A 26,695-nucleotide genomic window follows, 5' to 3' on the forward strand; every position below is an offset into this window, starting at 1 on the left:
TCGAACCGGCTCATGACCCGGGTGGTTTGCCCCGTGCTGTCAACTTGTCACGGACAATCCTTTTTCTGCTTATCTTTGCCGTCTAAATCAAGAAAGAGTAATGCTTGAATCGTTGAGTAGCAAGGTTCATGACGAAGGGCGGCAGGGGGAAGCATATGCGCCTGTTGTTGCCGACGGACGGGAATTCCGGAAGAAATTCTATATCGAGAGCTATGGCTGCCAGATGAACTTTTCAGACAGCGAGATCGTGGCATCCATCCTGAATGACAATGGGTTTGGCGCCACGGGTAACTATGCCGAGGCCGATCTGGTGCTGCTGAATACCTGTTCCATCCGGGAAAAGGCGGAGCAGACGGTGCGCAATAGGCTGCAGGTGTTCCAACAGGTGAAGGATAACCGGCCGGGGATGCTCATCGGTGTCCTGGGCTGTATGGCCGAACGGTTGAAAGAGAAATTCCTGGAAGAAGAAAAGCTGGTGGATATCGTCGTCGGGCCGGATGCCTACCGGACCCTGCCGGGGCTTGTTGCCGAGGCTGAGACCGGCCAAAAGGCCGTCAATGTATTGTTGAGCCGCGATGAGACCTATGCGGATATTTCACCCGTTCGCCTCGACAGCAATGGCGTAACGGCTTTTGTTAGCATTATGCGCGGTTGTAACAACATGTGCAGCTTCTGTGTGGTGCCGTTCACCCGGGGTCGCGAACGCAGCCGGGACGCGATATCCATCGTTCGGGAATGCACCGACCTTTTTAATAAGGGTTTTAAGGAAGTGACCCTGCTGGGCCAGAATGTGGACAGCTATTACTGGCTGGACGAGACCAACGGCCGGGCGGTGACCTTTGCCCATTTGTTGGAGATGGTGGCGCTTGTCGACCCTTCCCTCCGGGTTCGTTTCTCTACTTCCCACCCCAAGGATATCACTGACGAAGTATTGCAGACCATGGCGCGGTATGAGAATATCTGCCGGTATATTCATTTACCGGTGCAGAGCGGTAGCACCCGGGTTTTGCAATTGATGAACCGAACGTACACCAGGGAATGGTACCAGGCCAAAGTTCAACGGATACTTTCTGTATTGCCCGACTGCGGACTGAGTACGGATATCATCGCCGGATTCTGCAGCGAGACGGAGGAAGATCACCAGGATACTCTAAGCCTGATGGAATATGCCCGTTATGACATGAGCTATATGTTCTTTTATAGTGAACGACCCGGTACGCTGGCGGCACGCCGTTATAAGGATGATGTGCCGGAGGAGGTGAAGAAGCGGCGGCTGGAGGAGATCGTACGGTTACAGAACCGGCTTTCGCTTGAAAAGAACAAGGAAGATATAGGTAAAATATTTACAGTTCTCATCGAAGGAGATTCGAAGAAGAGCGCTGCTGACTGGCGGGGACGCAACAGCCAGAACAAGGTAGTTGTATTCCCGAAGGGGGACGCTGGTCTGCAGAAAGGTGATTATGTGCAGGTGAGGATCGATGGATGTACCGGCGCGACACTGATCGGCCGGCCAGTAATATAAATTTTTCTATGGAAATTCAATCAATAAAGAACCGGTTTGGCATCATCGGCAATTCGCCGGGACTCAACTTCGCGTTGCAGGTAGCCGTGCAGGTAGCCGCGACCGATCTGACGGTGCTCATCGCCGGAGAGAGCGGAGTAGGAAAAGAGGCTTTCTCGATGATCATACATGCATTATCCGCACGCAAACATAATCCATTCATCGCCGTCAACTGCGGAGCCATCCCCGAAGGGACTATCGACTCCGAGCTGTTTGGGCATGAAAAGGGTTCCTTTACGGGCGCCGTGGACTCCAGGAAAGGATATTTTGAGACGGTGAATGGCGGCACTATCTTCCTCGACGAGATCGGGGAGATGCCGCTGGGGACCCAGGCCCGGCTGCTGCGGGTGCTCGAGGCGGGGGAATTCATTCGCGTAGGCTCGTCAAAGGTACAAAAGACGGATGTGCGCGTGATAGCGGCGACAAACAAGGACCTGCTGGAACTAACGGAGAAAAATAAATTCCGCGAAGATCTTTATTACCGGCTCAGCACGGTACCGATAAGGGTCCCTTCGCTCAGGGACAGAAAGGAGGATATTCCGCTGCTATTCCGTAAGTTCGCCGTAGACTTCGCCGAACGCTATAAGACGGGGCCGGTGCAACTGGACGAAGAGGCGAAAAATCTGTTAATTAATTACTTCTGGCCTGGTAATGTCCGGGAATTGAAAAATATTGCAGAGCAGGTCTCCGTTCTATCGGAAGATAAGCACGTGACGGCGGCGGCGCTCCGGAGGTTTCTCCCCGAGACGGGTTCCAGGTTACCGATGGTGATGCCTTCTCATGGAGTGACCTCCGGCAATGGCACCCCGGAGTTTGCCAACGAGCGGGAGATCTTGTACAAGCTGTTCTTCGACATGAAAAAGGATGTGACGGAATTGAAGAAGATGTTTCTGGAGATCGTACAGAATCCGTCCATGGTCTCGCCGCAGCATGCCGCCTTCCTCAACGACCTGAAGGAGCTGAAGCCGGTTGAAGCCTTTCCGCCGCCGGCCATTGCGACGGCACAGCCGATGGTGATCCATAATAGTGCCAATGGCCACGAGGACATCCACCATCATGAGGAAGTAGAGGAGTCGCTTAACATCATGGACAAGGAAAAAGAGCTTATCGTAAAAGCCCTGAAAAAACATAAGGGCAAGCGTAAGGACGCGGCTTCCGATCTCGGCATCAGTGAACGAACGCTATATCGTAAACTAAAGGAATACGACATCAATGAATAAAATAACCGGAATACTGGTGGGCGTTTGCCTGGTTCTGTCCTCCTGCAAGATCTATTCTTTCAAGGATGTGTCGATACCGGCCGAAGTGAAGAGCATTCATCTCGCCTATATCGAGAACCGGGCGCCGCTGGTAAATCCCCAGTTGGCGCCGCAACTGAACGCCGCCCTGCGTCAGAAGATCAATAACCAGGCGTCCAGGTTGTCCCAGATCCAGACTTCCGATGCCGACTATGATGTCAGCGGTTGGGTTTCCGGCTACAGCTATTCCACCTCCGGTGTGTCCAACCAGCAGGCATCCAGCAACCGGTTGACCGTGACGGTACACATCGTTTTTAAGAATCATCTCGATCCGACGGGAAAAAAGGTGGCGCCGGCGGATTTTGAAACGGATGTATCGCGGAATTTTGACTTTTCCGCTACCACCACCATCACCGATGCCGAACCGCAGTTATTGCCCACCATCGTGAGCAATCTGACCGATGAGATTTTTAACAAGCTTTTCTCCAACTGGTAGAATCGACACTATGCAGCAACCCATGGAGCCAATCATCCAGCATCTTTTCCAGGTGTCTTCCCTGGGAGACATCAGCCGGCAGCGTCTTGAAGCCTTTGTGGAGGAATATCCCTCCTTTGGCATTGGGCATTACCTGTTGTCACGCAAGTTAAAGGCGGAAGGGTCTGAGCGCTATGCAGCGGTGACGCAAACAACCAGCCTTTACTTTACCAACCCGTTCTGGCTCCAGTGGCAGTTGGAGAATGAGATCGGGGAGACCGCTTCGTTGCCGGCGGGCGATGACCTCGCCGAAGCGCTCAGTGGGGCCAGCGAAGAAGGATTCACCACTGAAGAAGAGGATCATATGACTGCCGGGGAAGGAGAAGCTATCGAAGGCGGGCCCGTGCACGTGGAGGCAGAAGAGAACAACGGACCATCAGCCGCCGAGCTGCTGCTTCTCAGTATAGAAGAAGCAAAGAATCTTAGAGAGACCCTGCATAAAATAAATCATGATTTTGACCCGGATACTGCCGTGGCCGGGGAAATCGTACCCGAAGCACCCGGAGAGGAGGATGCGGCGCCCGTGATAACGGAAGCGCCCATCCGGGACGAGGAGCCGCCGTTTGTGCTGGATGAATCGGAAGAGCCAGCGGCTACTGCCCCTGTCGCAGAAGCAAATGGTACCGCCGGCTTTTCGCAGGCCGAACCGGTGGCCGAGCCTGCTGCTGTCTTCGAACCTTATCACACCATCGACTACTTCGCCTCCCAGGGGATCAGGCTGACGCCGGATGAAAACCCCACCGATGTGCTGGGCAAACAAGTAAAGAGCTTTACGGACTGGCTGAAAAGCATGAGAAGGCTGCCGCAAAAGGACAGGGAGGTAGTGCCCGACAGGGTCGCAGAGCAGGCTGTGCAAACCATCGCCGCTCATTCCATCGAAGGAAAGGAGGTGGTGACGGAGACCATGGCGGAAGTGCTGGCCAAACAAGGCATGCGGGAGAAAGCAAGGGTCGTATACGAGAAATTAAGTTTGCTCAATCCCGATAAAAGGGCGTATTTTGCAGCCAAAATCGAACAATTAAACATTCCTTGATATGATTTTCTTTGTGATCCTGATCATTCTTGCCTGTGGTATACTCGGACTGATCATTCTGGTGCAAAACCCCAAGGGGGGTGGATTGGCAGGAAACGTGGGTGGTTTCAGCAACCAGCTGATGGGGGTGAAGCAGACCACGGATGTGTTGGAAAAAGGAACCTGGGCGCTCGCCATCGTTGTAGGTCTGCTCTGTCTTTTCTCCGCCATATTTGTTCCCAAGGCCACCAGCAGCCAGCGGGTCCTGGATAAAGTTAATGCTACGGCTCCTGCTCCTGTGACGAAGTAACAGCTATCATATTTTATCAGCGGCCATCCAGCTTTTTTGCCCTGGTGGCCGCTTTTGTTTATATTAGGCCACCAATCGAATATCTATGAAGAAGTTCATTTTAGGCTTTGTTCTTATCCTGTTGGTCGTCGGGGTCTTCGCCGGCTGGCGGTTGTTTGGCTCTGCTACGGCTTTTAGCGGTGAGAATTATTACTTATACATTCACAATGGGATGACCTATGAACAGGTGTTGGATACCCTCAAAGAAGAGAATGTACTAAAAAGCCCGGCCTTTTTTAATTTCCTGGCCGCCAGAATGGATTACCCCCAAAACGTACGTGCAGGGAAATATGAGATCAAGAGAGGGATGAGCCTGCTCGCCATCCTGCGGATGCTGCACAATGGCCGCCAGGTTCCGGTGAAGATCGTCATCACCAAATTCCGCACCCTGGAAGGCCTGGCCTCGGCCATCGGCAAAAAGCTGGAATGCGATTCGGCCGACCTTGGCAGTTACCTTCACAACAATGATTCGTTGCAGGCCTTTGGACTCGATTCCAATACGGTGATGGCAATGGTCGTGCCCAATACCTATACGTATTTCTGGAATACGGCTCCTTCGGGGGTGTTTAGGAAAATGTATACTGCCTATAAGGCCTGGTGGACACCCGACCGGATAGAGGCGGCAAAAGCCAGGGGTCTAACCCCGGTGACGGCGACCATTCTGGCCTCCATCGTGGAGGAAGAGACGACTGTCGAGGCGGACAAGGGCAAGATCGCCAGTGTCTATCTCAACCGGATGGCCAAGGGTATCCGCCTTTCTGCCGACCCAACCATCAAGTATGCCCTGCGGGATTTCGATCTTCGGCGCATCTATGATAAGTATTTACTGGTGGAGTCGCCCTATAACACGTATCAGCATGAAGGCCTGCCCCCCGGACCGATCTGTACGCCGTCTGAAGCTACGCTGAAAGATGTGCTTGCGTCACCGGCAACCGACTACCTGTATTTTGTAGCCAAGCCCGATTTTTCGGGTTATTCCAATTTTGCCGCCACCTATAAAGAGCACCTGGCTTACGCCAAAGCCTATCGGGATGCCCTGGACAAGCAGCAGGCCATCAAGGCCGGTGCGGACAGCCTGAAGAAGTGATACAGGAATCCATTCGCGCACATGTTATGATCAAACTAGAACGAAAGCTATACAACAGCGCCCCTTTCCGCTTCCTGGTAGCCAGGAGTAAAAAGATCGTTTTACCAGGTTTCCAAGGCAGCCCCCTCTACGATGTCATCACCTTTTTCCTCGGCCAGGTGAAGAAGGTAGGTTTTAATGACAGGGCCCGGTCGATCGCCTTTAGCTTTCTGACGGCCATTCCCGCCGCCACGATCTTTATCTGCACCCTTATTCCCTATCTGCCGGTGTCCAAACAGATAGAACGGCAGCTGTTGAATCTCACAAGGGATATCACTCCCAATCAGAATGCCTACGACGTAGTGAGTAAATTCCTGGAAGATTTCCTCGACAAGCCCCGCGTAGGCCTGCTGTCCTTTGGTTTTGTGCTGGCCCTCTTCTATTCTTCCAACGCGATGATCGGGATCATGCACTCTTTTAACAAATCGCTTATCTATAATACCCGGCGCAATGCCTTCCAGAGCCGATGGATGGCCATCAAGCTCACCAGCCTGGTGCTATTTATGGTCATCGCCTCCGTGTCAATCCTCGTCACCCAGGCCGAACTGTTGCGCGACATTCTCAAGGCCCTGCATTTCAGCACTAAGGACCACAGCGCCCGGTGGCTTTTCCGGACGCTGCGCTGGATCGTGATCATCCCGCTTTTCTATGTCACCATCGCCTGCATATACAAATATGGCCCGGCCGTGCGTGGCCGATGGTCCCTCTGGGCGCCGGGGACCTTTCTGGCCACCTTCCTGACCATCCTCACCACCATGGGTTTCTCCTACTGGGTGAACCACTTCGGAACCTACAATAAAGTCTACGGCAGCATCGGTACCATCATGATACTCATGCTATTGGTCTATTTCAATTCGCTGGTGCTGCTCATCGGCTACGAATTGAATGTAAGTATCCATCATGTGAAGGTCATGGCCGGGGAAGGTGATAGCCGGGGAAAAGCGGTAACTTTATCGGACAAAACCTTGTAGTATGAAGAAGCTGTTTTTTATGGGCCTTTTCCTGCCTGTCCTCGCTCTTCTTTCTTTTTATCCGGTTCGTTCGAGAAAGGGCAGTCTGCCGATCGGCGCCGCACTGCCAAAAGCGGAAGTCCTGGTCAAGGATGTTTCCGGTAAACATATCAGCCTTCGGGACGTAAAAAGGGACAACGGACTGCTGGTGATGTTCTCCTGCAATACCTGTCCCTATGTTATCCGCAATCAAAGCCGCACAAAGGAGGTCTGCACCTATGCCGGCGACCATCACATCGGCGTTATCCTCTTAAATGCGAATGAGGGTGACCGTAATGACGGCAACTCCTTCGAAGCGATGCAGGCCTATGCCAAATCGCAGGGGTACAACTGGTATTATGCGCTGGATGGCAACAGTGTCCTCGCCGATGCGTTTGGCGCCACCCGGACGCCGGAATGCTTTCTTTTCGACAAAAATGGGGTACTGGTCTATCATGGCGCCATCGATGACTCCCCCGGCGACGAGCAGCAGGTAAAACGGCATCACCTGCAGATGGCCATCGACGAGCTATTGTCAGGCAAGGCGGTGACAGTGAAGGAGACCCGGTCGGTCGGTTGCAGCATCAGCAGAGCGTAGCGTGCAACCCTAGGGCGCCGGCTTAAGCATTTCTTTTATCTCCAGGTCTACCTGGGGTTCTGTCAGCTGCCGGTCGAAAAACCGGCGGTAATGGGTTTTGTTGTTGATGAAGAGCGAGCAAGGGATACCGCCTGTCCATCGCGCATCCACTTTTGGACAGAAATAGTCGGCATCGGTTTCGTTGAGCCAGACGAGGCGCGCAGTATAGGCATGGCTTTGTGCAAAGGCGGCGATGCGCGCAGGGAAATAATCGGGCAGGTCGAGGCTAACGAGCACGAGCTCTACCCCACTCCCGGCATAACGGTCGACAGTCGTCTGAAAATAGGGTATCTCTTTGTTACAAGGAGCACAGAAAGTGGCCCAGAAGTTAATAATAAGCGGATGGTCGCTGCGGGCGATGAGGTCTTGAAGGTCGGTGATCTTCATTTTCTGGACGGCCGGGACGGACTGGACGGCCGGTGCTGGCGCAGGCAGGCTGTCATATCCGTTGGCACGGGCGGCGGCGAGTCCGGAAAGCAATATCAAAGTCAATAAGATTCGCATACACTATTCATTTTGCTTGGTCTTGAGGAGTAACAAGCTGCCCCCTACTCCATTCTTTCAATAATTGATCATAACGGGCAGGCGACAGGCCGGGCCGGTCGTATTGTCCCCCTGCCACCTTCTGGCGGAAGGCTTCATAAAGGGTAACCGCGCAGGCCACGGAAATATTCAGGGATTTGATGATGCCTACCTGCGGAATGATGAAATTACCATCTGCGAGCGCGCGGATCTCATCGCTGACACCCGAATGTTCGTTGCCAAAGATAAGGGCGATCCTCCCGGTAAGGTCCATCTCATATAAGGATACGGCGTCGCTGGAAAGATGGGTGGCGAAGATGCGATCTGCCCTTTTCCTCAAGTCAGCAAGACATTCCGCCGCGTCGGAATACTGATGGATAGTGAGCCATTGGGCGGCGCTGCTGCTGCTTTTGGCCCCCCATTTCTTATGCCGGGGAATACGGGTATTCAAGACGTAGAGATCCTGTACTCCTACCGCGTCGCAGGTGCGCATTACGGCCGAAATATTGTGCGGATCGAAGACGTTTTCCAGTACGATGGTGATGTTCTCCTGTCTTTTGTCGAGCACGCTGGTGATCCTTTCTTCTCTTTCCGGGGTCATAAGACACAAAATTACGTCAAAGGGGCCTTGTACGGGCAACCGAAATATGTAATTTTGCAGAAAGAAGCACGCCCTATGCCCAAATCTATATATACCGTGGATCTGGTGAATAACCCAAAGACCGTCGAATGGGAAGATGTTGATGTTCTGACGGCGACCGACGATCCTTTTAGCCTCATCGTCTGGAATGATGAAGTGAACACTTTTGAGTGGGTGATAGAGACATTGATGGAAGTATGCGGGCAAACACAGGAGCAGGCCGAGCAATGCGCCATGATCATCCACACCAAAGGAAAATATGCGGTGAAGCGTGGGTCTTATGATGAACTCAAGCCGCAATGTGATGCCATTACCGATCGGGGCATCGGCGCTACCATCGAAATACTTTCCGAGTCTTAAATCCGGGACAGCCCCATGTCCCTTTTCATCTTAAATAATGAGCTTCTCTTTCCCCCCGTCCATCTGGCCGAACCCGACGGGTTGTTGGCTATTGGCGGCGATCTGTCGATAGAAAGGCTGCTGCTGGCCTATCGCCACGGCATCTTCCCCTGGTATGAGGGCCAGCATATTCTATGGTGGTGTCCCGATCCGCGGTTTGTACTCTTTCCCAAAGAGCTGAAGGAAAGCAAGAGCATGAAACAGCTTCACAAACGAAATATCTTTGACTTCCGGACGGATACGGCCTTTAGCGAAGTGATCACCAACTGCAAGACCATCGCCCGGCGCGGCCAGGAAAGCACCTGGATCACCGATGAGGTGAAGGCGGCCTATACACGGCTGCATGAAGCGGGAATTGCCCACAGCGCGGAAGCCTGGTATGAAGGAGACCTCGTAGGCGGGTTATATGGTGTCCGGATGGGAAAGGTATTTTTTGGTGAAAGCATGTTCAGCAAGGTCAGCAACGCCAGTAAATATGCGTTTATCCGTTATGTACAACAATTGCAGGCAGAAGGCGTGATGCTCATCGACTGCCAGGTCTATACCGAGCATCTGGAAAGCCTTGGCGCAAGAATGATCGCCCGCGAAGATTTTATCACGCTGCTCGATCGGTTTATACCCTGACAAGGCATTTTCTTCCTACCTGTAAAAGAATCGATTCCCGCAACATTGCATATGCAATAAATTTCGAATATACTTGCCTCAAGTGAATCCACCTAGTATTGGGGATTCGCTTTTTTATCTAATAACCCGTAAAAACCATTAAGCATGAAAAAGATCCTTTTTGCAGGATTTGCTCTTCTCTTTTTTACTACCGTAGTCAACGCACAGCTCTTCAATCCCTTCAAAGTAGACATCTCCGCCGGTGCGGCCATTCCGGCGGGAACAGGCTCAAAGGCCGGTGTGCTATTCGCCCTGGAACCCAAGTTCTCGCCCATCAGCAAACTGGCTGTAGGCCTGCGGCTCGAAGCGGCCATCACGGGTCGCGGCTACGTATCCAGCAGCAGCCAGCAAGGCAGCTCCAGTGTAGTGGCCAGCGGCAATGTAGCGGCCAGTGCTTCCTATCTGGCAACATGCGACTATTATCTGCCCGGCATTATCTTCCGTCCCTTTGTCGGCGCCGGCACGGGTATTTATAGCCTCGCCAGCGAGTCTTTCAGTGTCAACGGGCAAAACACCTCTGTCAGCCAGACTGCGGGCACCAAATTCGGTGGTATGACCCGCGTGGGTTTTGAATTAAGGCACTTCCGGCTCGCCCTTGAGTACAATTTCATCGGCAAAACCACGATAACGGCCAGTGACGGTTACGGCAACACATTGGTAACGACTGGCAAGAACAGCTATGCCGGTATCAAGATCGGCTTCTTCCTTGGTGGTGGAAGGAAATAACTTCTTCGTCTGCGAGGGGTCCATCTTATCCGATGGGCCCCTTTATTATTTTAGAAGGCCATCGCTCTGCGTGAGCATAGATGAGACCCCGCATATAGTCATTCTCGGGATAGCGGGTGAGATAGGATTTGAGATCGGTGGTGTCATAGATCACTGTGTCCGCTGGCAGATAGCCCATGCCGTAAAGCCGCCCCTTTTCGATGAGGATGCAACTTTTTTCTTCGGCATGACGGCCACGATCCATCAACGTAAAACTGGGCAGGCTTTTCAGCAGGGCGGAGATGGCCTCTTCTACCCTCGCGTTATAGCTTTCCGGCGGCTCCTGGTGTTCGCAAGCCCCCTTACAGTAGCCCTCTCGGATGCCTTCACAGGTGTCGTCCCCTTTCTGGATAAAACACAGCCGGGGGCAGAGATTGTATTCACGGATCAATTTCCGCAGGAGGTTCTGGCCCTCCAGCAGCAGGGAGAAAGTATAGATGGGTTGCAACTGTTTCTTCCGCTTTTCAAGGATCAGCCGGGAATAGCCGTTACGGTCTTCGTAGACGTACAGGCCATAGGAGGGTTCAAACCGTTTCAGGCTTCGGTTATACACCGGCCAGAGACGCTTGATCTCGACGCATTCCAACAGGAAGGCCATCAGTTCTGTACCGGTGATCTCATGGGAGATGGAATAGATGTTGCGAAGAAACTCCTGCTTCTGTTTGCCCGTCTTATTATTGGAAAAATGGCTGCTGACCCGGTGGCGCAGGTTCTTGGCCTTGCCGACATAGATCACTTTCCCCTTCTGGTCGTGAAAATAATAAACGCCGGGTAGCTGGGGTAGCCCATCGAGCTGTTCGGCAGGCAGGTGTATCGGCAGGTATTGCTCCTTGTTCCTACCCTTTAACATTCCCCGGATGACCTCCAGGCCGCCGGCCTGCAATATCTTCTCGAAGAGCAGGACGGTGGCGTTGGCGTCGCCGCCCGCACGGTGCCGGTTGGGGATGGAGATGCCAAGATGCTGACAGATATTGCCCAGGCTATAGCTCGGGGCGCCGGGAAAGACCTTCCGGCTAAGCCTCACCGTACAAAGCTTCCGGCTGTCAAGGTGAAAGCCACAGTCCTTCAGCTGGCTATGGAGAAAGGAATAGTCGAAGTTTACATTGTGCGCAACAAAAACCGCATCCTTCAGCCATTCATAGATGATAGGCGCTAGCTCGTCAAAAGAAGGCGCCCCTGCCACCATTTCGTCGGAGATGCCGGTGAGCGCCTGGACATACCGGGGGATGGTCATACCGGGCCGGACCAGGGTCTCATAACGCTTAAGCTCCCGATTCCCATCATGTAACACAATAGCAACTTCTGTTATGGCGTTATTAGCCGCATAACCCCCGGTGGTCTCTATATCGACTATCGCATACATGCTTTCAACCCCCGGACCCTATTGCAAAGGTGGGTCTGTAAAGGTAAGATTTTTGTTCCGTACCCTTATGAATGGACCACAGGAATACACCTGTGGCGTTTTGATTATTTAACCTAAATCCAAATCTGTATGGAACAAATGGACACATTCAAGGCTGAAGAAGGCCAGGCAAAAGAAAGTACTGTAATGGTTTTTATCACCGCATTCCTTTATTTCGCCGCCATTCTGTCTTTTGCGTATTTATTTACAATGTCTTAGAAGGGGTAAAAAAGTATTTCCTGATCTCGAAAAATGTACTATTTTTGCGATAGTACTGCTTATTCTACGACCTTCAGACAGGCAACCTTCCACGCCAACTTCACTGAGAAACCGTTTTCTTCAAATTTCCGATTCCCTTTGAAACCCATTTATTTTAATCATTTGGTTTCACCCTAAAAAATTTGTTATGAAAAAGGTATTTCAATCCATCCATCTCGGAGAAACAGCGAAAACTGCATTACTGGCCATCGGTTTTATTGCGCTGGTGATGTTCCTGTCCTACCTGTATTGGTTTGCATAGGCTTACGATAGAACAGTTCTTACCCGCCCTTGTTTCTGCATGGCGGCCTATATACGCGTAAAAAAATTCAAACCATTCCCCAGTCATGGGGAATTTTTTTTTGCCTGATTCGTACCTTTGCAAACCATTTTGGGGCTAATAATTGAATGAACATGCAACTGAGCAAGAACTATATCCCGGCCGCGACAGAGGAAAAATGGTCCGAACACTGGCTGAGCAAACGTTATTTCAACAGCAAGCCCGATGGGCGTCCCGCCTATAGCGTGGTGATCCCACCACCCAACGTCACGGGGGTGCTTCATATGGGCCATACCCTCAATGAAACGGTGCAGGATATCCTGGTTCGCAAGGCGCGGATGAGCGGTTTCAACGCCTGCTGGGTACCCGGCAGCGACCATGCTTCCATCGCTACGGAGGCAAAGGTGGTCGGCATGCTAAAAGAACGAGGCATCGACAAGAACCAGCTTTCCCGCCCGGAGTTCATGAAATATGCCTATGAATGGAAGGATAAATATGGGGGCATCATCTACCAGCAGATTCGCAGATTGGGTTGCAGCGTGGACTGGGACCGTGTCGCCTTCACCATGGATGCGGACTATTATACTGCCGTCATCGATATCTTTATCGATCTCTATAACAAAGGTCTCATCTATCGCGGCGCCCGCATGATCAACTGGGACCCCCAGGCAAAGACGGCCCTCAGCGACGAAGAGGTCGAATATAAGGATGAACAGGGCAAACTATACTATGTCGATTATGCATTGACGGACGCCACGGGCAAATCGCTCGGCAGGAGCATCACCATCGCGACACAACGTCCGGAGACCATCATGGGCGATACGGCCATCTGTGTCAACCCCAATGACGAAAGATACAAGGGGCTTGCCGGCGCCTTTGCAGTAGTCCCCCTGGTTAACAGGCGGGTACCCATCATATTCGACGAGTACGTAGACCCGGCTTTCGGCACGGGTGCGCTGAAGGTGACACCGGCACACGATATCAACGATTATAACCTGGGCCTGAAACATTCCCTGCCGATCGTCGACACCCTGAACGATGATGGGACGCTAAGCCCTGCCGCGGAGGTGTTTGTCGGAATGGATCGTTTTGCCGCCCGTAAGGCCGTTATCCAACAGTTGAAGGAGGAAGGACTTATCCAAAAGGAGGAAGTTCACATGACGAGGCTGGGTTTTTCCCAGCGTACTCATGCCGTCGTCGAACCCCGCATCTCCACGCAATGGTTTGTAAAGATGAAGGAACTGGCCGAACCGGCGCTGAAGGCGGTGACGGAAGGGCATATCCGTATCCATCCCGGCGACAAGTTCATGGCTACCTATAAATACTGGCTGGAGAATGTCAAGGACTGGTGTATCTCCCGGCAATTGTGGTGGGGACAACAGATCCCCGCCTGGTATGCCCCCGACGGCAGTTTCCAGGTGGCGGCGACCCGGGAGCAGGCCTATGCGCTGTTCTCCGCTGCGGGCAAACCGGCCTTTACCGAGACCGAACTCCGGCAGGACGAAGACGTCCTGGACACCTGGTTCTCTTCCTGGCTCTGGCCCATCGAAGTCTTTAAGGGTATCACCAACCCCGGCAATGCCGATATCCGTTACTACTATCCTACTTCCGTACTGGTGACGGGACAGGATATCATCTTTTTCTGGGTTGCGCGGATGATCATGGCCGGCCTTTACTATTTCCCCGACAGCCTGCCCATGGAACAACGCATCCCCTTCCGGGACGTCTATTTCACTGGCATGGTTCGCGATAACCAGGGCCGCAAGATGAGCAAGAGCCTTGGCAACTCCCCAGATCTGCTGGCGCTGATCGACAAGTATGGCGCTGACGCCGTCCGCTTTGGCATCATGATCGCCTCCCCTGCCGGCAACGACCTGCTGTTCGACGAAGCCGCGCTCGAGCAAGGCCGGAATTTCAATAACAAGCTGTGGAATGTGCTGAAGCTGCTGAAGATGTGGGAAAGCAACGGCCTTTCCATGGACAACGCACCGGCCGAACACTTTGCGGTCCGCTGGTTTGACTACCGGTTAACGCAAACCAGGATAGACATTGACAAATTATTCAGCGAGTTCCGCTTGAGCGAGGCCCTGAAAACACTCTATTCCCTCATCTGGGACGACTTCTGCAGCTGGTACCTGGAATGGGTAAAACCGGGATTCGGACAACCCATCTCAAAAGACATTTACGACAGGACCATCCGGTTCTTTGAAGATTTAATGCAACTGTTGCATCCCTTCACACCCTTTATCACCGAAGAGCTCTATCATCTGCTCAGCGACCGGACAGACGACCTCTGTGTAAAGCTCTTCGCGCCGATAAATACGAACCTGGTGCAGGACGCCGAGATCAGGACTACCGAGATACTGAAGGAGCTGATCCCGAAGATCAGGGAGTTCAGGACCAAACTGGGCAAGAAGCGGGAAGAAACAACGACCATTTATACGGAAAACCCCGAACTCTTTTCCTCCGCTGTCTGTGATCCGATGCTGGCTATCGCCAGCGCGACTATCAGCAAGGCTTCTCTTGCCGACCTGGATAAGGGCACCGGCCGGCCGGTAAACCTGGAAATGGTCCTCATTGGTACGAACAAATTTTACCTCGATCCAGGCAAGCTGGACGAGGCCCACAGCGGCGCCATGAAAAGCCAACTTACGGCGGAACTGGCGCGGCTGAATGAATTCCTCAACAAGCTCAATAAACAACTGCAGAACGAGCGGTTCGTGCAAAATGCAAAGCCAGAAGTCATTGATAATGAAAGAAAAAAGAAAGCAGACACGGAATTAAAGATCAAGGCGATCGAAGAAAGCCTGGGAAAGATGCCGTGACCGGACTTGTCCTGGTGACATCGCACGAACTCAGACAAGCGGCTTTTGCACGCAGTTATGCTTATTTCGCGGCAGATATTCCTTATTCTTAAACATATCAAGGGTTCCTATTATTTTAGCACATCATTATCCAAACGAATACCCATGTTAAAATACCTTAGCTCCCTGCTAGTCGTAGTTATCGTTACCCCGCTGATCTTTATTTCCGTAGCCCCTTTCAGCGGCTGCCAAAAGAATAATTCCGATACGGTGACCGTGTATAAACACGATACGACGACTATCGTCAAAAACGATACGGTGGCGGTGAATGACACGCTTTATGACATCGCTAGCGGGCTGGTGGCTTATTACAACTTCAACGGCGGCAGCCTCCACGACAGCAGTGGGTATAAGAACGATATCATCTTCAATAATGCAACCCCGACTACTGACCGGTTTGGCCATGCGAATAACGCCTATCTATTTGATGGTTCCACCAGTTATATGCAGGTGCACAATAGCGCCAGCCTGAACCCGGATAATTTAACTATCTATGCGATAGTGAAAATAAATGGATTCTACCAGGGAGGATGTCATGGCAATGAGATCCTGGGCAAAGGATCCCCGGATAATGTGAATGGCTTCTATGTCATGCGCTATAGCGATACACTCAACAATTGTAGCTCGTCGGTTGTGGATACCCAGCACGAATTTGCAATCGGCAGTTTTGGCGATAATAACCCTCAGGGGAGCGGCGCCTGGGCAGGAGACCATTCCAGCCCTTTACAAACATCCACCTGGTATAAGTTTGCCTTTACATATGATGGGGCCACTGCGAGATTCTATGTCAATGGGGTATTAAAGGGGTCCTATACAAAGACTGTAGCCATGACCGATAACGCCTATGATCTCTTTATCGGCAAACACAATGACCCCTATGCTCCCTACTGGTTCAACGGCGTCATCGATGAGATCAGGATATACAACAGGGCCCTGCCGCAACAAGCCATCACCCAGCTGGTCAACCAGACCAAATAAACGATCCGCATAGCGCTCGCGCCGGAAAGCCGCGGCGCTCAGTCTATCGGCTTCACCGCATGGCCGCTATATCCCTGCGACAGGATGTTCAATGGCAGGATCAATTCCCATTGATCGGACCCGCGTCCTTCAAAATCGGGGTCGAGCAAATGGCTGTACCGGATGCCAAAGCTCAACGACAGCTGGTTCCACCATTTCGTATCGAAATATACCTCGGAGCCAAAAGAGCGGAACATCCCATTATAGGTGGCCCCGTTGATGTAGAAATCCATGGCATGGGTGTGGTCATAGAACAGGTTGGCGCGGATGCGCGTGAAGTACACCATATTCCCAAAACCCCAGTCGGGATAGAACAGCGGCAGCTGATAGTTGGCCGATACACGCCACATCCGGTAAAAATTTTCGGCTGAATAGCCCCGTGAGAAGGGGAAGTTGTTGGAGAACCGGGCATTGCCGAGCCTGTCCCGTTGTTGGAAGGCGGCAGCCAGCAGCAGGCTATGGGTATAGGCCAGGCCGGGCAGATAGAGAAAGCCCGAAGCCAGAAACTGGTGGGCTTCGAAAGCCGTCACGGCATTGCTATAGGACAGGTTGAGTATCTGGGCCATCCGGGGCGCCACCTGTTGTTGCGCCTGCTGGGATTGATGGACAAAACTGATATAGGGGTCGACATACGCAAACCCGCGGCTGTTGAAGGAGTCCTTGTACAGCCCCGTATAATGCCGTTGATTATAAATGATGTTGGACCCAAACTGCAGGCTGGTAAAGTGCAGGTGGCTGGCCCAGTTGAGCGGGACGCTGAAACCCGCCCGCGTCTCGCTCTCATTCCAAAACACTTTCTGGATGCGATAGAAGGCATTGCGGTCGAAGGTATAGTCCCACCCGGCGTCGAGGAAGGGATATAGTCCCCCATAGGTTGCTTCCACACCCACCTGTTTATATTGTTCGTTGCGATTGTAGACGCCATACACCTGGGTCTCGAGCGTATTGAGGATGTTGTCGCTCACCAGTGATAATTGATAGTCCGGATCGTTGATATAGGGCCGCCAGCTGTGGAAGTTGATCAAATGGGAAGCAAGCGGATAGGTCGTCGCCGGGTAGTGGCCCGGCGCGATATGGCCGAGCAGTCCGGCCGGCCCTTTTTCGAGCGAATCGATACGCTGCACCGGTGGCGCTTTTACCCAGTCCCCTTCTGCGATAGGCTGGAGCCGGAAGCTTCCACTGCCAGCGGTATCCGCCAGGAAGCCAACCGCGGTGAAAGTATTCCAGGTGGCCTGGCCGCCGGGTCCTTCCTGAAACTGGTATTGTCCCGTGCGGGGGTCGCCATGGGGCAGCCACACCCGGAAAAGCTGCCCGCCGGCAAGTCCATAGACCCTGTCCTGGTCGTTACGAGAGGCGGTGAACCAGATGGTATCCGCCCTCACCGATGGAAAACCGATGGTCTGATAACTAAAAGGCAGCAGGTAGCGGGTCCCGCCATCGTGGAGATCCACCAGTGCCAGAGACATCTCGCCGCTGCGGTTGCGGACAGCCGTTATGATGGCGTTATCACCGGTATAGAATTTCGGATAGGTGTAAAAAAGCCCATCGGGATTGGGTATAGGGCGCATCAGGCTGCCGTCGGTGGCATTCAGCAGGTGGAGCTGGCAGCTGCCGTCGGTGGCCTCCTGTACGGCCACTATCGTCCGGCCGTCCTCGCTGATGTCCGGCGCAAAATACCGGCTTCGGACGGTGAGCCTTTTATCCTCGCCCGTCGCCAGGTTCAGCAGGCGGATGACACCATAATCCCGCCAGCCCCAGCGCGGGTCGGTCTCATAGGCGGAATAGACGATACGGCCGTTGCGGTAGGAGAAATAGTTGTCCAGCGAGATCGACCGGGTGCGCAGGCGGGTCTCTGCACCGCTGCCCAGGTCGCGGATAACAAAAGCAGGTATCCGTTTATAACTACTCCGCATGTACAGGATGCTGTCGGTGCCAAGGAATTGCGGGAATTCCTCGTTGGCAAAGAAATGTTTCCGGGCACGGGCAAAAGCCTCCACGGTGGGGATGGCGGTCCCTGCCGGCGGCTGCAGCGGGAGGCAGAAATAATCGAAAGCATCCCGGCGAAACTGGTTAAAGGAGACTCCGGCATAGCGCCTGACGGCCCCCTGCAAGGGATAGAAAAGGCCATGAAAGGCGGCAGCGTCCCGCCCCACTTTTCGCCAGAAATCATCTCCATAGCGCTCACGGCCATAGGCGATGAGCATATAGCCCAGCGGGTAATGGTCGGGGACATAGTCCCGGAAAGACCCGTTGCGCAGCTTCATCCAGGAATAACGTTTGTCCCCGGCCCATAAAGCGCGATAGCTGTTGAAGAACCAGGGCTGGCGGCCCCTGCCCTGATCGCTCACCAGCGTTTCCTGGTAGACGGCGTCCCCCTCCCAGAACCAGTTAGGTACTGACAGACTGTTGGCGAAAGCCTGGCCGCCTTCGCCAAAGAGGTAGTAGAATCCGCCGGAGAGGCCTACACGGAAATTATTGTATTGCTGGACATGCCGGTATTCGTGAATGGCCAGCATCTTTGCCCAGGGCAGGCTGCCGAGCTCGAAGCTGTTCTGTTCGGGGGTGAGTTGAAATTCGCTGCGGAAAGGCGCCAGGCTGACATAGCCGTTAGCGATGGTGGTCTGGTTTTGGAGGACGACGTTTATCTTTCGCTGGTGGGGACCGATGGTACTCCGGGTGGTGCGGGCAAGACGGTGGACAATGCCGGCTACGAACTGCGCCTGCGAATCCAGCCCGGTGGGGAAAATGATCCGGGCCGTATCTGTGTTGAGCTGCTGCCATTTCAGGGAAGGGGGATTACCGCCAAATACCTGGGCGTATATACCTGTCGACAAGAAAAGGGCTCCGAGGAGCAAAGGCAGGCGGAATGCAGTCATGTACAAATATCCGGTTTTTTACCAAACGGAATCTCTTACTTTCGCATAGAATCTATGAAGCGCGACTTCCGATCCTCAGTACTATCCGGCAACTATGATGCTGTCCTGGCGGCTATTGCCGGATTCCTGATCATCCAGGCGTTGTGCGCATACGGCGGCATCGGGGTCTCGCCCGACTCGGTCGTCTATATCAGCACGGCTCAGAACATCCACGATCATGGAAAGATCAACGACTTTACCAACATGCCGGTGATGGACTTTCCGGCCTTCTACCCCATCTTCCTCTGCGGGCTTATTTTCCTCACCGGCGCCAAAATACTGGCTTTTGGTCCCTTCCTCAACGGGTTGCTCTTCGCCACGCTGATCTGGCTTTGCGGGTGGATCATGAACCGGTTCACCGGCGTGACAAGAGGCTATAAGCTGCTGCTTCTTATTTTCATCCTGCTGAGCCCCTGCCTGCTGGAAGTATATTCCATGATCTGGTCGGAAACCATCTTCCTGCTGTTGTCCGTACTCTTCTTTATCGTTGCTTACGGCTATTTTCAAACGCATTCCATCCGCTGGCTGCTGATTATGGCCTTTGTCGCCGCATTATCCTGTGTCACCCGTTATGCGGGTATCAGCCTGGCAGGACTTGGAGGACTGCTGATGCTTTGCGACGGCCGCCTGCGTTGGGGCGCCAGAAAGCTGGGGCATATCGCGCTCTATAGCCTTCTGTCCCTCTCGCTGCTCATACTGAACCTATACCGCAATTTGCAGCTTACCCAGACCCTCACCGGCTACCGGGAGAAAGGACTGACGCCCTTTTCCGTCAACCTCCACGACATGGGAAGTGTCTTCTGCGACTGGCTCCCCTTCCTCAACCTGGGCTACCGGGTGGCTACCGTGGTGGGCGTGCTATTCATATTGCTGATTACGGGCATCTTTCTTTACCGGTTGGTTCGCAGGAATAATTTTTTTTCCTATGAGACCATCGCCCTTAGCTATTTCGTGGTGTACACCGCCTTTATCCTGTTCTCGGCCACGGTCTCCCGTTTCCAGCCGCTGGACAGCAGGCTCCTGTCGCCTCTCTTCCTGCCCTGGCTCTGGGGCAGTACGCAATGGATACCGGCAGGCCTGAAGCGCTGTCCGCCCCGGTGGAAGAGCGTCGCTGTCGCCGCCAGCCTTGCCGCCGCCGTTTGTTTCATCTTCCGGGAAGTACAGATCTTCCGGGAGAACTGGAACGGTATCCACTACGCCGGGATACCTGGATACACTGAAGACGACTGGCGCAAGAATGAGACGATGACCTTTGTCCGGACCCATAAGGATTCTCTGGAAAAAGCAGGGCATATCTATTCGGACGCTTTCGAGGGACTATGGTTTCTTGCGGATGTGCGGTCTGATCTCATCCCCCATAAGGATAATGCGGCCGACATAAAATGGATGATGCACGAAGAGCATTTTACCGTCGTCTGGTTCGATGATGCCGTCAATGATGACCTTATCAACATCGATTATATCCGGAGCCAGAAACAGCTGGTGAATGAGCTGCGTTTCAGGGACGGAGCGGTTTATTTTTTCCATACCTCGCCTCCGGCGCCACCGAATTGATCATCTCCCGCATTTCAGCTATTTTTAGGCAATGTTTTTAATTGCATTGGCCGTAGCGCCGGGCATCGCCGTCTGTCTTTTCATCTATTCCCTCAACAAATACGGGAAAGAGTCGATGCGTCACCTGGTGATCGCATTTATACTGGGCATGGCGGCTACCCTGCCGGCCCTGCTGGTGCAGCTGATGGCCGAAGATGTGCGTACCGAGCCCTGGCGCCACTCCATTGTATCCTATATTTGGTATGCTTTTGCCGTTGTAGCGCTTAGCGAAGAAGGCAGTAAGTTCCTGGTCTTACGGCTTTATGCTTATCCCAAACGGGATTTCCGCGAGCCCTTTGACGGCGTGGTATATGGAGTGATGATCGGAATGGGGTTTGCCACCGTGGAGAACATCGAATATGTCCGCCAGTTTGGGCTGGAAACAGGGGTGTCCCGTTTCTTCCTCGCCATCCCGGCGCATGCCGCGTTTGCTGTGCTGATGGGTTATCTCGTCGGGCGCGCCAAGTTCGAACGTGGCCGGTCGTTTGGATTATTGGTAAAAGGATTGCTGGTAGCCGTATTGTTTCATGGCAGTTTTGATTTTTTCCTATTTGTACAGCAAAACCGGGAGATAACGCACTATTTGTCTACGGGAATGCTTTCCTTTGGGGCGTTTGCCACCTTCTATATCGCAGTGCGGCTGGCCATGCGGGCCTTGCGGATGCACCAGGCGATGAAGGAAGAGGCCGCGGAGGCTGACGCCGGAAGCACAGGAGAAGAAAGTAACCAACCAATAAATTATAAGCAATCTGAAAATGATGGATGACACTTTATCGATGAGACCCGCTGACCTGGATGATATCAATACGATCGGTTTTCTGGCCCAGCAGATCTGGCCGGACACCTATGGAAATATCGTGTCGCAGCAGCAGTTGCAGTACATGCTGAACCTGATCTACAGCCCCACCTCCCTGCGCCGCCAGATGCTGGACGACAAACAGCAATTTATGATCGTCGAACAGGGCGATGAGCCCATCGGTTTTGCTTCCTGGAGCGCTTTGGAAGAGCCAGGGGTAGTGAAGCTCCATAAGCTCTATGTGTTGCCCGGCCGCCAGGGAAAAGGATTGGGGCGAAGCATGATAGAGTTTATTTTCCAGGCCATCCGTCCCGAGGGGGCCATGACGCTGCGGCTCAATGTCAACCGCTATAACACCGCCCGTCAGTTTTATGAGCGCATGGGGTTTGTCGTAATAAAGGAAGAGGACATCCCTATCGGTAATGGCTATTTCATGAACGATTTTGTGATGGAAGTCGCGGTGCCCGCGCAGGACTAACCGGCTGTCGGAATCGCGCCTTCGCTTTCTGTTTGTCCCATGGCTGCAAGCTTCATTTGGCGGGCGGTTTCGTGCCCCACATATTTCTCGATCCTCCCCTCGATGAGATAGATCAGCGGTGTCAGCAGAATGGCGACGCTGCATTTGTAGATATAATTCATCATCCCGACGGCCAGTATCTGCTGCCAGGTGAAATACTGGCTGAAGGCGATGAACAACACGATATAGCTGTCCACCAGCTGTGACACGAGCGTAGACCCCGTAGCGCGGAGCCAGAGATGTTTGTGGCCTGTCCTTTTCTTTATATGATGAAACACTGTGACGTCCACGACCTGGCTCACCATGAAAGCAACAAGGCTACCCACTATGATCATCATCCCCTGTCCGAAAATAGCGCTGTATGCGTCCTGGATATTAGGAACTCCCTGCTTGGTGCTGCTTTGCAGCCAGACGTCGGCAGGCGGGATGTAGATGGTCAGAAAATACATCAGAAAAGCATAGGAGATGAGAATCACCGCCGTCCAGGATATTCTTCTCACCGCCTTTGGTCCATAGAACTCGTTGACGATATCGGTCATGACAAATTCCAGTGGCCACAGCAATACCCCGCAAGTGAGGGTGAAGGCAAGCCCGCTCTGGCCGAAGAGCGTAAAATTCGCCGGTTTTACGCCGAACAGCTTCTCCAGCGAGAACAATTTGGTGCCGATGGCTTCCGCGATCAGCGCGTTGCAACAGAAAAAGGCGGTGAAACCCAGGAACAGTTTGGTCGGACGGTCTTTTAGTATATTAGTAATCATCTGAGATTGCGATTGAGAATGAGAAGTGCGATTTGAATGCCAAAGAACAGGAAGTTGATTACGAGCAGCCACACCGGAACACCAGTCTTCCGCAGCCTGCCGATGAAAAAGAGCATCAGCAGTATCAGGTTGACGATGACGTTGAACACCAGCGACCCCATCCAGCCCAGAACGATCACGTCAGACGTCAATGCATTGTCCGGAAATTGCGGGAGCCATTGGGAAAAGGATACCACGAGAAAACAGATATTACAAATAAAAGCCACTCTTGCAAGGATGCGTAACACTCCCATATTTAGCCAAAAATTCGGTTTTGCGGGCAAAATACCACTAAAAGCACTATTTTGCGCGGAATAATTACGTAGCAAGGTATGAATTCTTCGATACTGAAAAAAGCGCTTCCCCATCTCATCGCCATTGTCGTTTTCCTCGTCGTCGCTGTCGTTTATTGCCGGCCGGCTTTAGAAGGAAAAGTAGTCTATCAATCGGACATGCTGCAATGGAAAGGCATGGCGCAACAATCCATGGAATACAAAGCAAAGTACGGCCACTATCCGTTGTGGTCGGAAAGCGCATTTAGCGGGATGCCGGCTTATACCATCGCGATGGAGGGCCGGTCGAAGTTCAGTTTTGAGTATCTCAGCTATATCCTGACGTTGGGTCTCCCCCAGCCTATCAATTTCTTCTTCCTGGCTTGTATCTGTTTTTATATCCTCCTGGCGGTGTTGCGGGTAAATCCATGGGTGGGCATCCTTGCCTCCCTCGCCTATGCTTATAGCAGCTATGACCCCGTGATCATCGCCACCGGTCATGTTACCAAGATGTGGGCGCTGGCATATGCGCCAGGGGTAGTCGCGGGTCTTTTGCTGCTCTTCCGCCGCCAATACCTGTCGGGGACAGCGCTGCTGACCCTTTTTCTTGCCTTTCAGATGGGCACCCAGCACCTGCAGGTGGTGTACTATACGCTTTTGTCCATGGGTCTGCTGACCCTATTCTATGCCGTTGACAGTATCCGGAAGGGCCAGGTGAAACAGCTGATGCTGTCGCTGGGTCTTGCGCTGGCAGCCGGGCTCATCGCCTTTGGCACCAGTACGGTAGGCACCCTGCCGGTGCAGGAATATTCCAAGGAAACGATGCGGGGCGGCCGTACCGAACTTACCAGCGGCACCAGCAAACTGGAAAGCCGCAACGGGTTGAGCAAGGACTATGCTTTTCAATGGAGCTATGGCATCGGTGAGACCCTGACCCTGGCGGTGCCGGACATCTACGGCGGCGGCAGCGGCGGAAAAGAGATCGGCGATAATTCCAAATTCGCCGACCAGTTAGCCCAGGAGTTTTCCGTACCAGAAGAACAGGGGTTGCAATACGCCAACGGTTCGGCTTACTGGGGCGCACAGCCTTTCACTTCCGGACCTGTATACCTGGGCGCCGTCATCTGCTTCCTTTTCATCTTTGGGCTCGTCTATGTGAAGGGCTGGCAAAAGTGGTGGCTGCTCAGCGTTGTCGTCGTGGGTATCCTGCTGTCCTGGGGCAAGAATTTTTCTTCGCTCAACTATTTCCTTTTCGATCACTTCCCCTATTACAATAAATTCCGTGCGCCGGCCATGGCCCTGGTGATGCCGCAGCTGGCAGTTCCCCTGTTAGCCGCCCTTGGGCTGAACGAGCTGCTGACACGGGGGGACTCACGCGAAGTGCTGTGGAAGAAATTCAAAACGGCCGCCATCGCTACGGGAGCCCTGCTGGCCGTTCTGGTGCTCTTTTATTTCTCGGCGGACTACAAGGGGGCACACGACGGCGACCTGAAAGAGCGGTTTGTACAAGGCAAGATGCAACAGCTGTCCCAGGGACGCCAGGCGGGCTCGGATGCACAACAGCAGGCGATAGCCACCGGCAACTCCCTGATAAAAGCCCTGCAGGCCGATCGCCAGAGCATCTATGGCAGCGACCTGTTACGTACCATCCTGCTGATAGCGGCTGCCGCGCTGTTGCTGGGTTTGTTCATCCGGAACAAGATAAAAAATCCGGTGATCCTTGTGGCCGGGCTCATTGTGCTCAGCACCTACGACCTGTTGGCCGTCAGTACCCGCTATCTCAACCAGGACAGTTATACGGACGAAGCGGATTTCGAGGCAAGCATGAGCCCTACACCCGCCGACCAGCAGATCAGTAGCGACCCCGACCAGAATTTCCGGGTCTTCGACCAGTCTTCCCAGAGCCCCTTTGAGGATGCCCGCGCTTCCTACTTCCACAATTCCCTGGGAGGGTATTCCCCCGCCAAATTAGGGCTATACCAGGATCTCATCGAAAATCAGCTGTCGAAGGGCAATATGCAGGTGTACAACATGCTCAACACAAAATATTTCATCGGCCGCGATCAACGCACCGGGCAACCCGTGGCGCAGCGGAACCCTGCAGCCTTTGGCCCATGCTGGCTGGTGAAAGCCATTCACTATGTAAAGGATGGCAATGAGGAGATGAAGGCGTTGGACAGCATCAATGTACGGGATACGGCCATCATCCAGCAACAATTTGAATCCCTGGTGAAAGCTCCGCCCGTGCCTGACAGTACGGCCAGCATCCGGCTGAAGGAAAACCTGAATGATAAGCTCACTTATCAGTTCTCCGGCAAAACCAACCAGTTCGCCGTTTTCAGTGAGATCTACTACGACAAGGGCTGGAATGCCTTTATCGATGGCAACAAGGCCGATTATTGCCGCGTAGACTACGTTTTACGGGGAATGGCCATCCCGGCGGGAGAGCATACTATTGAATTCCGCTTCGAACCGCACAGCTATGCTGTTGCCTCGACGCTTTCCGTATGGTCGAGCCTGCTGGTGTACGGGTTGCTCATTACCGCAGCGGTCGGGGAATGGAAGAGAAGGAGCCAACCAGCGAAAAAAGCCGCCTAAGCAAAGACATGAAGCCGCTCAGCGTTGTGATCATCACCTACAACCGGCCGGACGACGCGCTCGATCTTGCCAGGAATATCAGCCAGTTGGAAGGGCTGCACGAGCTCGTAAAAGACGTGATCATTGTCAACAACTGCAGTTCGGTCTCCTACCAGGCGCTCGAAGATTTCATCGCCGCCCATCCCGATATCCCCTTCCGTTATACGGTAGCCCCGGAGAATCTTGGCGTTTCCCGCGGGCGCAACTATGCGGTCAGCCTCACCAGGGCGCCCTACCTGGTCTTCCTTGACGACGATGCACTTTTCCGAGACCCGGGGGCATTGCGGCCTATCGTTCCCATTTTTGACGGACAGGATGCTGAGGACACAGACCGGCCTGTCGGCATCATCGCCTTTAAGGTCTACTATTATTCCACGGGGGAATTGCAAAAGAATGCCTTCCCTCACAAGCGGTTTAGCGAACGTAAGGACTGGCCGCATTTTGACACCGCCTACTTTTCAGGTTGCGCCCATGCTATCCGGCGCAGGGTCTTTGAGGAAGTGGGCCTTTACCCGGAGAACTTCTTTTACGGGATGGAGGAATATGATCTAAGCTATCGTGCCCTTGACGCGGGGTATACGATACGGTATGACGACCGGGTCGTTATCCTGCACAAGGAGTCGCCGGCGGGGAGGCTGACGCCAAGGGAAAAGCTTCGGGGGATGTGGGTCAACAAGAGCAAGGTAGCCTGGAAATACCTGCCGTGGCCATTTTTTTGTACGACGGCTCTCTTATGGAGCCTGGAATATCTGAAAAAGAGCGGCTGGCATGCCGGGGGTTTTTTCAAAGGCTGGAGCGAGATCGCCCGAATCCCGCGGACGGAAAAGCGCTCACCCGTCGGGCAGGCCGCCCGGGACTATCTGCGGCGGGTAAAAGCAAGATTAAGTTATTAACTAAAAAAAGCCCCTACT

General features: G+C 53.3%; 25 protein-coding genes. 19 read left to right on the forward strand and 6 right to left on the reverse strand.

All coding sequences use genetic code 11. The annotated features are described in order from the left end of the window. Positions 1-100 precede the first annotated feature (100 nt). The 8 genes from miaB (at position 101) to IEY39_RS02960 (ending at position 7,408) form a co-directional block, all read left to right on the forward strand. Entirely contained in the window at positions 101-1,522 is a 1,422-nt protein-coding gene (miaB, locus tag IEY39_RS02925; protein WP_188928355.1) for a tRNA (N6-isopentenyl adenosine(37)-C2)-methylthiotransferase MiaB, read from the forward strand. An 8-nt stretch (positions 1,523-1,530) separates the two neighbouring features. Next, the gene (locus IEY39_RS02930) at positions 1,531-2,781 is read left to right on the forward strand and encodes a sigma-54 interaction domain-containing protein (RefSeq protein WP_188928357.1); all 1,251 of its coding nucleotides are present in this window, start codon (positions 1,531-1,533) and stop codon (positions 2,779-2,781) included. After that, on the forward strand, positions 2,774-3,295 hold the full coding sequence (lptE, locus tag IEY39_RS02935; RefSeq protein WP_229688744.1) for an LPS assembly lipoprotein LptE: 522 nt from the start codon (positions 2,774-2,776) through the stop codon (positions 3,293-3,295). Before IEY39_RS02930 ends, lptE begins: the two co-directional genes overlap by 8 nt. Before the next feature lie 22 nt (positions 3,296-3,317). Then, positions 3,318-4,367, forward strand: a complete 1,050-nt coding sequence (locus tag IEY39_RS02940; protein WP_188928359.1) for a DUF8458 domain-containing protein — start codon at positions 3,318-3,320, stop codon at positions 4,365-4,367. A 1-nt stretch (position 4,368) separates the two neighbouring features. Beyond that, positions 4,369-4,656, forward strand: a complete 288-nt coding sequence (gene secG, locus IEY39_RS02945; RefSeq protein WP_188928364.1) for a preprotein translocase subunit SecG — start codon at positions 4,369-4,371, stop codon at positions 4,654-4,656. 85 nt (positions 4,657-4,741) lie between these two features. Further along, a complete protein-coding gene (gene mltG / locus IEY39_RS02950; RefSeq protein WP_188928366.1) occupies positions 4,742-5,782 on the forward strand; it encodes an endolytic transglycosylase MltG in 1,041 nt (346 codons plus the stop codon). Positions 5,783-5,808: 26 nt separating this feature from the next. Next, on the forward strand, positions 5,809-6,792 hold the full coding sequence (locus tag IEY39_RS02955; RefSeq protein ID WP_188928368.1) for a YihY/virulence factor BrkB family protein: 984 nt from the start codon (positions 5,809-5,811) through the stop codon (positions 6,790-6,792). 1 nt (position 6,793) lies between these two features. Continuing rightward, a complete protein-coding gene (locus IEY39_RS02960; RefSeq protein WP_188928370.1) occupies positions 6,794-7,408 on the forward strand; it encodes a thioredoxin family protein in 615 nt (204 codons plus the stop codon). A gap of 9 nt (positions 7,409-7,417) precedes the next feature. On the opposite strand, the gene IEY39_RS02965 is transcribed toward IEY39_RS02960, so the two are convergent. Continuing rightward, positions 7,418-7,951 (reverse strand): TlpA disulfide reductase family protein, encoded by a 534-nt coding sequence (locus IEY39_RS02965; RefSeq protein ID WP_188928372.1) that lies wholly within the window; start codon positions 7,949-7,951, stop codon positions 7,418-7,420. A 7-nt stretch (positions 7,952-7,958) separates the two neighbouring features. Beyond that, positions 7,959-8,570: a TrmH family RNA methyltransferase gene (locus IEY39_RS02970; RefSeq protein WP_188928374.1), complete on the reverse strand. Its 612-nt coding sequence runs from the start codon at positions 8,568-8,570 to the stop codon at positions 7,959-7,961. 75 nt (positions 8,571-8,645) lie between these two features. Here IEY39_RS02970 and IEY39_RS02975 point away from each other — a divergent pair, with 75 nt between their 5' ends. From IEY39_RS02975 to IEY39_RS02985, 3 genes are all read left to right on the forward strand, one after another. Then, positions 8,646-8,969: an ATP-dependent Clp protease adaptor ClpS gene (locus tag IEY39_RS02975; RefSeq protein WP_188928376.1), complete on the forward strand. Its 324-nt coding sequence runs from the start codon at positions 8,646-8,648 to the stop codon at positions 8,967-8,969. A 15-nt stretch (positions 8,970-8,984) separates the two neighbouring features. Continuing rightward, positions 8,985-9,632 carry a leucyl/phenylalanyl-tRNA--protein transferase gene (gene aat / locus IEY39_RS02980; RefSeq protein WP_188928378.1) on the forward strand — a complete coding sequence of 216 codons (648 nt, stop codon included), beginning with the start codon at positions 8,985-8,987 and terminating at the stop codon, positions 9,630-9,632. A gap of 144 nt (positions 9,633-9,776) precedes the next feature. Further along, positions 9,777-10,397 (forward strand): hypothetical protein, encoded by a 621-nt coding sequence (locus IEY39_RS02985; RefSeq protein ID WP_188928380.1) that lies wholly within the window; start codon positions 9,777-9,779, stop codon positions 10,395-10,397. 25 nt (positions 10,398-10,422) lie between these two features. Here IEY39_RS02985 and IEY39_RS02990 read toward each other — a convergent pair whose 3' ends face one another. After that, entirely contained in the window at positions 10,423-11,799 is a 1,377-nt protein-coding gene (locus IEY39_RS02990) for an exonuclease domain-containing protein (protein WP_188928382.1), read from the reverse strand. Between the two features lie 129 nt (positions 11,800-11,928). On the opposite strand from IEY39_RS02990, the gene IEY39_RS30040 reads away from it, so the two are divergent. From IEY39_RS30040 to IEY39_RS03000, 3 genes are all read left to right on the forward strand, one after another. Beyond that, positions 11,929-12,057 carry a hypothetical protein gene (locus IEY39_RS30040; RefSeq protein ID WP_262892843.1) on the forward strand — a complete coding sequence of 43 codons (129 nt, stop codon included), beginning with the start codon at positions 11,929-11,931 and terminating at the stop codon, positions 12,055-12,057. Between the two features lie 453 nt (positions 12,058-12,510). Then, positions 12,511-15,201 carry a valine--tRNA ligase gene (locus IEY39_RS02995; protein ID WP_188928388.1) on the forward strand — a complete coding sequence of 897 codons (2,691 nt, stop codon included), beginning with the start codon at positions 12,511-12,513 and terminating at the stop codon, positions 15,199-15,201. Between the two features lie 144 nt (positions 15,202-15,345). Further along, a complete protein-coding gene (locus IEY39_RS03000; RefSeq protein WP_188928390.1) occupies positions 15,346-16,218 on the forward strand; it encodes a LamG domain-containing protein in 873 nt (290 codons plus the stop codon). Positions 16,219-16,256: 38 nt separating this feature from the next. Here IEY39_RS03000 and IEY39_RS03005 read toward each other — a convergent pair whose 3' ends face one another. Next, positions 16,257-19,133: a hypothetical protein gene (locus IEY39_RS03005; protein ID WP_188928392.1), complete on the reverse strand. Its 2,877-nt coding sequence runs from the start codon at positions 19,131-19,133 to the stop codon at positions 16,257-16,259. 54 nt (positions 19,134-19,187) lie between these two features. On the opposite strand from IEY39_RS03005, the gene IEY39_RS03010 reads away from it, so the two are divergent. Genes IEY39_RS03010 through IEY39_RS03020 form a run of 3 tightly spaced genes read left to right on the forward strand, consistent with a single transcriptional unit; the run spans position 19,188 to position 22,039 of the window. After that, entirely contained in the window at positions 19,188-20,726 is a 1,539-nt protein-coding gene (locus IEY39_RS03010; RefSeq protein WP_188928394.1) for a hypothetical protein, read from the forward strand. Between the two features lie 31 nt (positions 20,727-20,757). Further along, positions 20,758-21,531 carry a PrsW family intramembrane metalloprotease gene (locus tag IEY39_RS03015; RefSeq protein ID WP_188928396.1) on the forward strand — a complete coding sequence of 258 codons (774 nt, stop codon included), beginning with the start codon at positions 20,758-20,760 and terminating at the stop codon, positions 21,529-21,531. 10 nt (positions 21,532-21,541) lie between these two features. Further along, entirely contained in the window at positions 21,542-22,039 is a 498-nt protein-coding gene (locus IEY39_RS03020) for a GNAT family N-acetyltransferase (protein WP_229688745.1), read from the forward strand. On the opposite strand, the gene IEY39_RS03025 is transcribed toward IEY39_RS03020, so the two are convergent. Further along, positions 22,036-22,836: a queuosine precursor transporter gene (locus tag IEY39_RS03025; RefSeq protein ID WP_188928400.1), complete on the reverse strand. Its 801-nt coding sequence runs from the start codon at positions 22,834-22,836 to the stop codon at positions 22,036-22,038. The genes IEY39_RS03020 and IEY39_RS03025 overlap by 4 nt on opposite strands. Further along, positions 22,833-23,123, reverse strand: coding sequence for a hypothetical protein (locus IEY39_RS03030; protein WP_188928402.1), 291 nt, complete (start codon positions 23,121-23,123; stop codon positions 22,833-22,835). The genes IEY39_RS03025 and IEY39_RS03030 overlap by 4 nt, the downstream gene beginning before the upstream one ends. Positions 23,124-23,207: 84 nt before the next feature. On the opposite strand from IEY39_RS03030, the gene IEY39_RS03035 reads away from it, so the two are divergent. Both IEY39_RS03035 and IEY39_RS03040 read left to right on the forward strand, forming a co-directional pair. After that, complete coding sequence (locus tag IEY39_RS03035; RefSeq protein WP_188928404.1) at positions 23,208-25,745, forward strand: YfhO family protein; 2,538 nt, start codon at positions 23,208-23,210, stop codon at positions 25,743-25,745. 8 nt (positions 25,746-25,753) lie between these two features. Beyond that, positions 25,754-26,677 carry a glycosyltransferase family 2 protein gene (locus tag IEY39_RS03040; RefSeq protein ID WP_188928405.1) on the forward strand — a complete coding sequence of 308 codons (924 nt, stop codon included), beginning with the start codon at positions 25,754-25,756 and terminating at the stop codon, positions 26,675-26,677. Positions 26,678-26,695: the final 18 nt, after the last annotated feature.

Origin of the sequence: Puia dinghuensis (assembly GCF_014642875.1) — a bacterium.
Classification (GTDB): Bacteria; Bacteroidota; Bacteroidia; order Chitinophagales; family Chitinophagaceae; genus Puia; species Puia dinghuensis.

What these genes read in the sequence shown, in the direction of transcription:
- IEY39_RS02955 (WP_188928368.1), top strand. Translation starts at nt 5,809, where the DNA reads ATGATCAAACTAGAACGAAAGCTATACAACAGCGCCCCTTTCCGCTTC.
- IEY39_RS02960 (WP_188928370.1), top strand. Translation starts at nt 6,794, where the DNA reads ATGAAGAAGCTGTTTTTTATGGGCCTTTTCCTGCCTGTCCTCGCTCTT.
- IEY39_RS03020 (WP_229688745.1), top strand. Translation starts at nt 21,542, where the DNA reads ATGAGACCCGCTGACCTGGATGATATCAATACGATCGGTTTTCTGGCC.
- miaB (WP_188928355.1), top strand. Translation starts at nt 101, where the DNA reads ATGCTTGAATCGTTGAGTAGCAAGGTTCATGACGAAGGGCGGCAGGGG.
- IEY39_RS02965 (WP_188928372.1), bottom strand. Translation starts at nt 7,951, where the DNA reads ATGCGAATCTTATTGACTTTGATATTGCTTTCCGGACTCGCCGCCGCC.
- IEY39_RS03035 (WP_188928404.1), top strand. Translation starts at nt 23,208, where the DNA reads ATGAATTCTTCGATACTGAAAAAAGCGCTTCCCCATCTCATCGCCATT.
- IEY39_RS02975 (WP_188928376.1), top strand. Translation starts at nt 8,646, where the DNA reads ATGCCCAAATCTATATATACCGTGGATCTGGTGAATAACCCAAAGACC.
- IEY39_RS02970 (WP_188928374.1), bottom strand. Translation starts at nt 8,570, where the DNA reads ATGACCCCGGAAAGAGAAGAAAGGATCACCAGCGTGCTCGACAAAAGA.
- IEY39_RS30040 (WP_262892843.1), top strand. Translation starts at nt 11,929, where the DNA reads ATGGAACAAATGGACACATTCAAGGCTGAAGAAGGCCAGGCAAAAGAA.
- IEY39_RS03040 (WP_188928405.1), top strand. Translation starts at nt 25,754, where the DNA reads ATGAAGCCGCTCAGCGTTGTGATCATCACCTACAACCGGCCGGACGAC.
- IEY39_RS02930 (WP_188928357.1), top strand. Translation starts at nt 1,531, where the DNA reads ATGGAAATTCAATCAATAAAGAACCGGTTTGGCATCATCGGCAATTCG.
- IEY39_RS02940 (WP_188928359.1), top strand. Translation starts at nt 3,318, where the DNA reads ATGGAGCCAATCATCCAGCATCTTTTCCAGGTGTCTTCCCTGGGAGAC.
- IEY39_RS03010 (WP_188928394.1), top strand. Translation starts at nt 19,188, where the DNA reads ATGAAGCGCGACTTCCGATCCTCAGTACTATCCGGCAACTATGATGCT.
- IEY39_RS03000 (WP_188928390.1), top strand. Translation starts at nt 15,346, where the DNA reads ATGTTAAAATACCTTAGCTCCCTGCTAGTCGTAGTTATCGTTACCCCG.
- aat (WP_188928378.1), top strand. Translation starts at nt 8,985, where the DNA reads ATGTCCCTTTTCATCTTAAATAATGAGCTTCTCTTTCCCCCCGTCCAT.
- IEY39_RS02985 (WP_188928380.1), top strand. Translation starts at nt 9,777, where the DNA reads ATGAAAAAGATCCTTTTTGCAGGATTTGCTCTTCTCTTTTTTACTACC.
- IEY39_RS03005 (WP_188928392.1), bottom strand. Translation starts at nt 19,133, where the DNA reads ATGACTGCATTCCGCCTGCCTTTGCTCCTCGGAGCCCTTTTCTTGTCG.
- IEY39_RS03015 (WP_188928396.1), top strand. Translation starts at nt 20,758, where the DNA reads ATGTTTTTAATTGCATTGGCCGTAGCGCCGGGCATCGCCGTCTGTCTT.
- lptE (WP_229688744.1), top strand. Translation starts at nt 2,774, where the DNA reads ATGAATAAAATAACCGGAATACTGGTGGGCGTTTGCCTGGTTCTGTCC.
- mltG (WP_188928366.1), top strand. Translation starts at nt 4,742, where the DNA reads ATGAAGAAGTTCATTTTAGGCTTTGTTCTTATCCTGTTGGTCGTCGGG.
- IEY39_RS02995 (WP_188928388.1), top strand. Translation starts at nt 12,511, where the DNA reads ATGCAACTGAGCAAGAACTATATCCCGGCCGCGACAGAGGAAAAATGG.
- IEY39_RS02990 (WP_188928382.1), bottom strand. Translation starts at nt 11,799, where the DNA reads ATGTATGCGATAGTCGATATAGAGACCACCGGGGGTTATGCGGCTAAT.
- secG (WP_188928364.1), top strand. Translation starts at nt 4,369, where the DNA reads ATGATTTTCTTTGTGATCCTGATCATTCTTGCCTGTGGTATACTCGGA.
- IEY39_RS03025 (WP_188928400.1), bottom strand. Translation starts at nt 22,836, where the DNA reads ATGATTACTAATATACTAAAAGACCGTCCGACCAAACTGTTCCTGGGT.